The organism is Aeromonas sp. s13 (assembly GCF_040907905.1).
In the GTDB taxonomy this organism is placed as follows: Bacteria; Pseudomonadota; Gammaproteobacteria; order Enterobacterales; family Aeromonadaceae; genus Aeromonas; species Aeromonas veronii.
On sequence record NZ_JBFOCS010000034.1, the window covers coordinates 43,933 to 50,217 of the forward strand.

The 6,285-nt window shown below is 57.5% G+C and carries 8 protein-coding genes; 3 read left to right on the top strand and 5 right to left on the bottom strand.

All coding sequences use genetic code 11. The features are described 5' to 3' along the window. Positions 1 to 6: 6 nt before the first annotated feature. From iscU to trmJ, 4 genes are all read right to left on the bottom strand, one after another. Entirely contained in the window at positions 7 to 390 is a 384-nt protein-coding gene (gene iscU / locus AB5Y82_RS04845; RefSeq protein WP_005333813.1) for a Fe-S cluster assembly scaffold IscU, read from the bottom strand. 41 nt (positions 391 to 431) lie between these two features. Continuing rightward, a complete protein-coding gene (locus tag AB5Y82_RS04850) occupies positions 432 to 1,646 on the bottom strand; it encodes an IscS subfamily cysteine desulfurase (protein ID WP_021229687.1) in 1,215 nt (404 codons plus the stop codon). A 53-nt stretch (positions 1,647 to 1,699) separates the two neighbouring features. Then, complete coding sequence (iscR, locus tag AB5Y82_RS04855; protein ID WP_026035025.1) at positions 1,700 to 2,203, bottom strand: Fe-S cluster assembly transcriptional regulator IscR; 504 nt, start codon at positions 2,201 to 2,203, stop codon at positions 1,700 to 1,702. A gap of 92 nt (positions 2,204 to 2,295) precedes the next feature. Next, a complete protein-coding gene (gene trmJ, locus AB5Y82_RS04860) occupies positions 2,296 to 3,018 on the bottom strand; it encodes a tRNA (cytosine(32)/uridine(32)-2'-O)-methyltransferase TrmJ (protein ID WP_159143910.1) in 723 nt (240 codons plus the stop codon). 187 nt (positions 3,019 to 3,205) lie between these two features. Here trmJ and AB5Y82_RS04865 point away from each other — a divergent pair, with 187 nt between their 5' ends. Then, positions 3,206 to 3,622, top strand: coding sequence for a hypothetical protein (locus tag AB5Y82_RS04865; protein ID WP_005351023.1), 417 nt, complete (start codon positions 3,206 to 3,208; stop codon positions 3,620 to 3,622). Here the strand turns inward: AB5Y82_RS04865 and AB5Y82_RS04870 are convergent. Continuing rightward, on the bottom strand, positions 3,575 to 4,108 hold the full coding sequence (locus tag AB5Y82_RS04870) for an SCP2 domain-containing protein (protein WP_159143911.1): 534 nt from the start codon (positions 4,106 to 4,108) through the stop codon (positions 3,575 to 3,577). The genes AB5Y82_RS04865 and AB5Y82_RS04870 overlap by 48 nt on opposite strands. A gap of 189 nt (positions 4,109 to 4,297) precedes the next feature. Here AB5Y82_RS04870 and AB5Y82_RS04875 point away from each other — a divergent pair, with 189 nt between their 5' ends. Next, positions 4,298 to 5,293 (top strand): peptidase U32 family protein, encoded by a 996-nt coding sequence (locus AB5Y82_RS04875; protein ID WP_005344835.1) that lies wholly within the window; start codon positions 4,298 to 4,300, stop codon positions 5,291 to 5,293. Positions 5,294 to 5,304: 11 nt separating this feature from the next. Next, complete coding sequence (locus tag AB5Y82_RS04880; RefSeq protein ID WP_368173725.1) at positions 5,305 to 6,177, top strand: U32 family peptidase; 873 nt, start codon at positions 5,305 to 5,307, stop codon at positions 6,175 to 6,177. Positions 6,178 to 6,285 lie beyond the last annotated feature (108 nt).

Genomic DNA, 6,285 nt, shown 5'->3' on the forward strand with positions numbered 1-6,285 from the left:
CGGCGCTTAGAGACCTTTCTTCTGCTTGTAATCGGCGATGGCGGCCTTGATGGCGTCCTCAGCCAGAATGGAGCAGTGGATCTTCACCGGTGGCAGGGCCAGCTCTTCAGCGATATCGGTGTTCTTGATGCCAGCCGCTTCGTCCAGGGTCTTGCCCTTGACCCATTCGGTCACCAGGGAGCTGGAGGCGATGGCGGAACCGCAGCCGTAGGTCTTGAACTTGGCATCTTCGATGATGCCTTCGTCGCTGATCTTCAATTGCAGCTTCATCACGTCGCCACAAGCGGGCGCACCGACCATGCCGGTTGCAACGCTGGGATCATTCTTGTCGAAACCACCGACGTTGCGAGGATTCTCGTAGTGGTCGATTACTTTTTCACTGTAAGCCATATATCACTCCTGCTAATTCTGTTGCCCACTGACCAGATAGATCAGTGATGAGCCCATTCGACCGTGTTCAGATCGACGCCGTCTTTGTACATCTCCCACAGAGGGGACATCTCGCGCAGACGACCGATGGAGTCACGAATAAGCTTGACCGCGTAGTCAATCTCTTCCTCGGTGGTGAAGCGACCCATGCTGAAACGGATGGAGCTGTGTGCCAGCTCGTCGTTCAGACCCAGTGCGCGCAGCACATAGGAAGGTTCCAGGCTGGCGGAGGTACAGGCCGAACCGGAAGAGACCGCCAAATCTTTCAGCGCCATGATGAGGGATTCCCCTTCCACATAGGCAAAGCTGACGTTGAGGTTGCCCGGAACACGCTGATCCAGATCGCCATTGATGTAGACGGCTTCAATATCCTTGATGCCATTCCACAGACGCTGGCGCAGAGCCAAGATACGCTCGCCTTCACTCACCATCTCTTCTTTGGCGATGCGGAAAGCTTCGCCCATCCCGACGATCTGGTGGGTCGGCAGAGTACCGGAACGCATGCCGCGCTCGTGGCCGCCACCGTGCATCTGGGCTTCCAGACGAACGCGGGGTTTGCGGCGAACAAACAGTGCACCGATCCCTTTCGGACCATACACCTTGTGCGCTGAGACGGAGAGCAGGTCCACTTTCAGTGCTTCCACATCTACCGGGATCTTGCCCACACTCTGAACGGCATCCACGTGCAGCAGGATCTTGCGGGAACGGCACAACTCGCCGATGGCGGCAATGTTCTGAACCACGCCGATTTCGTTGTTCACATGCATGATGCTGACCAGGATGGTGTCATCACGCATGGCATTCTCGATCATCTCGATAGTGAACAGGCCGTTTGGCATCGGCTCAAGATAGGTCACCTCGAACCCTTCACGCTCCAGCTGGCGACAGGTATCGAGCACCGCCTTGTGTTCGGTCTTGGAGGTGATGATGTGCTTGCCCTTGCTGGCATAGAAGTGGGCAACACCCTTGATGGCCAGGTTATTGGATTCGGTCGCACCGGAAGTGAAGACGATCTCACGGGGATCGGCACCGATCAGATCTGCCACTTGATTACGGGCCAGATCCACCGCCTCTTCGGCTTGCCAGCCAAAGCGGTGAGAACGGGAAGCCGGATTGCCGAACAGGCCATCCATGGTGAGACACTGCATCATTTTTTCTGCGACACGCGGGTCCACCGGACAGGTTGCCGAATAATCAAGGTAAATAGGCAGTTTCATGTTTTTCTCCGTCACAGTCCGGGTCATACAGAGTCCCGCTGTGGAAAGCACGTTTATAGTTGGACTTTCAAGCTCACATCGCCGTGTTCTGCCCGATCAACCAGGGACAACACGGTCTTCATTTGTTCATCTTGCTTGCCGGCAATGCGGCGCACATCGGCCTGGCGTACCAGCTCAGCCAGGGTGATATCCCCGAGGAAGCTGGAGATCCGCTCACTCAGGTCGCGCCACAGGGAGTGAGTCAGGCACTGGGTACCGCCGTGGCAACCGCCCTTGCCGAGACACTTGGTGGCATCGACCGACTCATCGACCGCGGTGATCACCTGACCAACCGAAATCTCGCCTGGGGCCAAACCGAGGCGATAACCACCACCCGGGCCACGCACGCTGCTCACCAGACCATGTTTGCGCAGGCGGGCAAAGAGCTGCTCGAGATAGGACAACGAGATGCCCTGGCGCTCGGAAATATCTGCAAGGGGGACGGGCCCCTGCTCTGCATGCAGCGCCACGTCGAGCATGGCGGTTACAGCGTAACGTCCTTTTGAAGTCAGTCTCATGTGCCTTACCGTCTTGCGAAGCAATTTAATGGGGCACATGGTCACATACCCGACAAAATCAGTCAAGTATATGGTTGAGTAAATCAGTCGGATTAATCCGGTACGCGCGCTTTCTGCACCGAGGTCAGAATACCGCGCAGAATGTTGAGTTCAGCTGCTTCCGGCCGAGCCCGATTGAACAGGCGACGCAGCTTGCTCATCACATGACCCGGATGGTCATCGGCAATAAAACCGGTCTTCATCAGGGTTTGTTCCAGGTGCTGATAAAACCCTTCCAGCTGGGCGGCACTCGGATAGGTCATCTCGTCTTCAGGCTCGGCGGCCTGCCCCTGCAGCCAGCGCATCCGCACTTCGTAGCAGAGAGTCTGCACCGCCATAGCCAGATTGAGGGAGCTGTAATCGGGATTGGCCGGAATGGCCACGTGGTAGTGGCACTTTTGCAATTCGTCGTTGGTGAGACCGGTGCGTTCACGGCCAAATACCAGCGCGACCGGGTGCTGCATCCCCTCAACCACCGACTTTTCGCCGGCCTCACGGGGATCGAGCATGGGCCAGCTCAGGGTTCGAGAACGAGCGCTGGTGCCAATCACCAGACCACAATCGGCGATCGCGTCGTCCAGTGTCGGGACGATACGGGCATTGGCAAGCACATCGCTGGCACCAGCCGCCAGGGCGAAGGCATTGTCATCCGGCAAGGCTTGCGGATCAACCAATACCAGCTGGGTCAACCCCATGGTCTTCATGGCGCGTGCCGCAGACCCCATGTTGCCGGTATGAGAGGTGTTTACCAAAACGATACGAATCTGATCCAACATGCCCAGTCAATCTTCAGTCAAAAATGGCGCGCAATTGTAACATAAGAGAACACGATGTTGGCACCGTAAAAGCCGAGCCATTTCAGAACAAAACCACCCGTTTGTATAACAAACCAGCATGAGGGAAGTGAGAGGGGGGGACTAAACTTGATGGATATCCGATAAACGGCACAGGAGACACAACGCCATGCTTCCTCCCTTTATCTATGAGAGATTACCCAGCCTCTACCTGCTGGCAGCCATTGCCATTATTACGTTGAGTGAACAGCCCCTGCTCTGGTTTGCAGGCGCCTTGCTGTTTATCGCCGGAGCGGTGACCTGGATGATGCGCTCCAGCTACCGACGTACCGATCTGATTATCTTTCCGAGCAAACGCTGGCTACAGCCGGAGTGGCTGTATGAAGCGCAACCCTTTATCTGGCTGGCTGCGGGGCTGGCCATGTCACAGCTGCCCGCCCCTGCGGCACTCATCGCCTTGGTGCCCTGTCTGTGGGCCTGTCGCTGCCTCTGGGCACGGCACCATTATCGTCGCCATGCCCATGGGGTGATTGTCCACTTAAGACGGGATCCCGCCCGGCGCCGTCTGCACCGGAGCCTGCGCTGACTCGGTGCGGGCGCGTTCGATAAACGTCGCCAGATCCATCAGGGGATACTTCACCAGGCTCGGCAAGCCATCGAGATCCAGACTGTCCATCAGGTTTTTCACCTCAAGGCCCAGTTCGGTATCTCCTTCTATCTTCAGCTTGCGCTGGAAAAAGAGCGAATCCGGATCCTCTTTGCGACCGGCAATCAGGATCAGGTCGTTGGCGGTACCGCTGAAGCAGACATCGGCCTTGTCACACTCGCGAGCCACCACCAGCTGGCCATTCTGCTCACTGATAAACCAGCACAGCTCCAGATCAGAGACTTCGACTTTCAGCCACTTGTCTGCCAGAAACTCGAAATCACCATCTTCGATAGCCTCTTTGAAAACCCGGGCCAGCAAACTCTCCATCAGCTGCTTTTGCAGATTGAAGGGAACAAGCTTGAGGGGATGGCGCAAGAAGCGCGGAGCCTGTTCGACCAGGCGGCGTTGCAGTTGTTGAAACACGATAGACTCCCTTTTTTGCGCATTCAAACACAGGGAGAGTGTCAAGATCCTGTTGGAAATCAAACTTGTGCAGGGTTACCTCAAGAAGGGTAAAGCCACACAAAGCTGCCTCAGGTCAAAAAGCGGGAGTGCATGGCTGCATACAATCAGGGCTCGTTTGCCCTTCATATGCACTCTCGGAGCGTACCAATGGAATTACTCTGTCCGGCAGGCAGTTTGCCGGCACTGAAAACCGCCGTGGATAACGGGGCCGATGCCGTTTATATCGGTTTCAAGGATGACACCAATGCCCGCCACTTTGCCGGTCTCAACTTTACCGACAGCAAACTGGAGAAGGCGGTAGATTATGTGCATCAACATGGTCGCAAGCTGCATATTGCCATCAATACCTTTGCCCATCCCGGGGCCGATGCACGATGGAAACAGGCGGTTGATCGCGGGGTGGCCCTCGGCGCCGATGCGTTAATCATCGCCGATCTCGCCGTGCTGGAATATGCCAGCCGCCACTACCCCGAGATGGAACTCCATGTCTCGGTGCAGGCCAGCGCCACCAATGCCGCCGCCATTCGCTTCTATCAGCAGCAATTCAATGTCACACGGGTAGTGCTGCCCCGGGTGCTCTCCATGCATCAGGTCAAGCAACTGGCCCGTGAGACCGATGTTGGCCTCGAGGTATTCGCTTTTGGCAGCCTCTGCATCATGGCCGAGGGGCGCTGCTATCTCTCCTCCTACATGACGGGCGAAAGCCCCAATACCGTGGGCGCCTGCTCCCCCGCCAAGTTCGTCCGCTGGGAAGAGACCCCGAACGGCCTCGAGTCACGGCTCAACGAGGTGCTGATCGACCGCTACGGCCCGGGTGAAAATGCTGGCTACCCGACCCTGTGCAAGGGGCGTTTCGACGTGGATGGCCAGACCTACCACGCGCTGGAAGAGCCCACCAGTCTCAATACCCTGGGTCTCCTGCCCGAGCTGTTCAAGACCGGGATCCAGTCGGTCAAGATTGAAGGGCGCCAGCGCAGCCCCGCTTATGTGGAGCAAGTGACCCGGGTCTGGCGTGCGGCCATCGATGCCTATCAGGCCAATCCCGAGGCCTATCAGGTTAAAGCTGAGTGGGATGCCCAGCTCGCCCGCGTCTCCGAAGGTAGTCAAACTACCCTCGGCGCCTACCATCGTCAGTGGCAATAAGGAGTCCACCCATGCAATTTTCTCTCGGGCCTCTGCTCTTCTACTGGCCCAAAGCCGATACCGAATCCTTTTACCATGCCGCTGCCGACAGTCAGGCCGACATCATCTATCTGGGGGAGACCGTCTGCAGCAAGCGGCGCGAACTCAAAGTCGATGACTGGATTGCGCTGGCCCGTCAGGTGGCTAGCTCCGGCAAACAGGTGGTGCTCTCGACCCTCGCCCTTATCTCCGCCCCTTCCGAGCTCAAGGAGGTGAAGCGGCTGGTCGACAATGGCGACCTGATGGTCGAAGCCAACGATCTCGGTACGGTGCAACTCGCCTGGGAGGCAGGGCTCCCCTTCGTCTGTGGCCCCGCCATCAACGCCTATAACGCCGATGTGCTGCGCATGCTGCTCAAACAGGGGATGAAACGCTGGGTCATGCCGGTGGAGCTCTCCCGTGACTGGCTGATCCAGCTCAATCAGGATCTGGGCTCCCTGCGCGACCAATTTGAGGTGGAGGTGTTTGCCTACGGCCATCTGCCGCTCGCCTACTCGGCGCGCTGCTTCACCGCCCGATCCCTCGACAAGCCCAAAGACAACTGCGAGCTCGCCTGCATCAACTACCCCACCGGACGACTGGCCAACAGCCGCGAGGGGCAGCGGGTGTTCAATCTCAACGGGATCCAGACCCAGTCCGGTTACTGCTACAACCTGGGTAACGAGCTGGCTGGTATGGAAGGTCTGGTAGATGTGGTCAGGCTTTCGCCGCAAGGGATGGAGACGCTGGAGATGCTGGCCTGCTTCAAAGCCAACCGGCAGGGCAATCAGCCCCTCGTTCTGCAGCAGGATCGCGATTGCAACGGCTACTGGCGCCAGATCCCCGGCATGAGCCTGGTGGAGTAAACCCGCCATACGCTGTCTAGTCCTGAAATAGGTTTACACATTTTCAACTAGCATTTCTCTACTCAGAACCCCCTATGTACCGCATCGGGGGTTCTGTATTTCAACGCA

Coding starts and splice junctions, on each gene's coding strand:
- iscU (WP_005333813.1), bottom strand. CDS start 390: ATGGCTTACAGTGAAAAAGTAATCGACCACTACGAGAATCCTCGCAAC.
- AB5Y82_RS04850 (WP_021229687.1), bottom strand. CDS start 1,646: ATGAAACTGCCTATTTACCTTGATTATTCGGCAACCTGTCCGGTGGAC.
- iscR (WP_026035025.1), bottom strand. CDS start 2,203: ATGAGACTGACTTCAAAAGGACGTTACGCTGTAACCGCCATGCTCGAC.
- trmJ (WP_159143910.1), bottom strand. CDS start 3,018: ATGTTGGATCAGATTCGTATCGTTTTGGTAAACACCTCTCATACCGGC.
- AB5Y82_RS04865 (WP_005351023.1), top strand. CDS start 3,206: ATGCTTCCTCCCTTTATCTATGAGAGATTACCCAGCCTCTACCTGCTG.
- AB5Y82_RS04875 (WP_005344835.1), top strand. CDS start 4,298: ATGGAATTACTCTGTCCGGCAGGCAGTTTGCCGGCACTGAAAACCGCC.
- AB5Y82_RS04880 (WP_368173725.1), top strand. CDS start 5,305: ATGCAATTTTCTCTCGGGCCTCTGCTCTTCTACTGGCCCAAAGCCGAT.